Annotated in this window: 2 protein-coding genes; one reads left to right on the forward strand and one right to left on the reverse strand. The window is 71.0% G+C overall.

Going from position 1 to position 1,677, the window contains the following annotated elements:
• The first annotated feature begins 270 nt into the window (after window positions 1-270).
• A complete protein-coding gene (locus ABZ885_RS40720) occupies window positions 271-1,062 on the forward strand; it encodes an IS5 family transposase (protein ID WP_360200191.1) in 792 nt (263 codons plus the stop codon).
• Here the strand turns inward: ABZ885_RS40720 and ABZ885_RS40725 are convergent.
• A complete protein-coding gene (locus ABZ885_RS40725) occupies window positions 1,019-1,564 on the reverse strand; it encodes a hypothetical protein (protein WP_360200193.1) in 546 nt (181 codons plus the stop codon). The genes ABZ885_RS40720 and ABZ885_RS40725 overlap by 44 nt on opposite strands.
• Window positions 1,565-1,677: the final 113 nt, after the last annotated feature.

The raw sequence follows: 1,677 nt of genomic DNA on the forward strand, positions 1-1,677 counted from the left end.
AGTGGCTGTTGTCGTTCCGATCTTGAGGGGTGCCGGTCGAACGGGAGTCTCGATCGGGTGAGTCCGGCGGACGCCGTGCATGAAAGCAGGGCCTCTTGGTAGCTCGAAGGGTGTCTACGCCAAAGAGCGGTCCAGGAGGCCCTGTTGTCGCATTTCTACGGCATCGCGGGAGCGGGGTCCACTTCGGTCACTCCCGCGTGTGACTGCCTGGCACACCGGTTCGGGAACGCCGCCGACCACGGGGTCCGTGCGCGCCGCTACCCCACCGACATGTCCGATGCGGAGTGGGCGGTGGTGCGGCCGCTGCTACCGGTGCCGGGCTGGCTGCGCGGGCGGGGCGGGCAGCCGGAGGCGTACTGCCACCGCCCGATGTTGGACGCGATCCGCTACCTCGTCGACAACGGAACGAAGTGGCGGGCCATGCCGGCCGACTTCCCGCCATGGGACCGGGTCTACGCGTTCTTCCGCCGCTGGCGCGACCACGGTCTGGTCCGGGAGTTCCACGACCGGCTCCGCCGCAAGGTCCGCGAGCAGGCCGGGCGGGATCCGGAGCCGAGCGCGGGCGTGATCGACTCCCAGTCGGTCAAGGCGGACGCCGTCGTCGGCCGTGACAGCCGCGGCTTCGACGGTGGCAAGCTGGTCAACGGCCGCAAGCGGCACGCCGTGGTCGACACCCTCGGCCTGCTGCTGGGGGTGCTGGTCACTGCCGCGGACATCGGCGACCGCGCCGCCGCGCAGGTTCTGCTCGCCCAGGTGGCCGCCGCGCACCACCGGCTGGCGCTGGTCTGGGCCGACGGCGGCTATACGGGCAGCCTCGTCGAGTACGGCCTGGCCGTCCTCGCCCTGGTCCTGGCCATCGTCAAGCGCAGTGACGACATGCGCGGCTTCGTCGTGCTGCCCAAGAGGTGGATCGTGGAGCGGTTCTTCGCCCACCTGATGCGAAGCCGCCGCCTCGTGCGGGACTTCGAACGGTCCACCGGCAGCGCGGAGGCGATGGTCTACTGGTCGGCGACGATGTTCATGACCCGCCGCCTGGCCCGGCCACGGCCTTCGCGAGCGTGAACCGGCCCGGCGCCGGCTCGGCCAGCCACCCGCGCGCCGTCAGCCGCTTCGCCTTCGACCGCAAGGCCTCGATCTTCGCGGGCACCGGGTCCAGGCCGAAGCAGCCGGCCATTTCCTGGCAGGTCAGCGGGCCCTGACCGAGCCGGCCCCGGTCCGCGAGAGCCTGCACGATGCGCTGGTAGTCCGCCGACAGTGCCGATCGGGCCAGACCCGCACGCCACATCGGCACCACCGACTTCGGCTTCGCCGCCTGCGAAGATGCAGGCAGCGCGGGCGGTTCACCGCGATCCGACGACTCGTCGGCGGCATCCGGGCCGGCGGTGTCTCCTTCGCCCGGGGACAGCACTTCGCCCACGCGTGAACGGGCGATGACCCACTCGTTCCACTCCCGCTCGGCCACGACCAGCTCGGCCTGGACACGGTCCGCCTCCTCCCGCAGCGCGTCCACACGACGGCGAGCGGTCAGCTCACGCTGTTCCAGCAGCCCCACGACCGACGGCATCCCCGACCTCCAGCAAGCGCGACGACACGACAGGTCACCACTCCCCGAGACCGCCGACCCCATGCCTGAACAGCAGAAACGCAGCACTCAAGCCCGGAAAGACAACAGCCACT

It is taken from the genome of Kitasatospora sp. NPDC047058 (assembly GCF_040643935.1).
In the GTDB taxonomy this organism is placed as follows: domain Bacteria; phylum Actinomycetota; class Actinomycetes; order Streptomycetales; family Streptomycetaceae; genus Kitasatospora.

Excerpts from the sequence above, each read along its gene's own strand:
- ABZ885_RS40725 (WP_360200193.1), bottom strand. The coding sequence starts at position 1,564 with ATGCCGTCGGTCGTGGGGCTGCTGGAACAGCGTGAGCTGACCGCTCGC.
- ABZ885_RS40720 (WP_360200191.1), top strand. The coding sequence starts at position 271 with ATGTCCGATGCGGAGTGGGCGGTGGTGCGGCCGCTGCTACCGGTGCCG.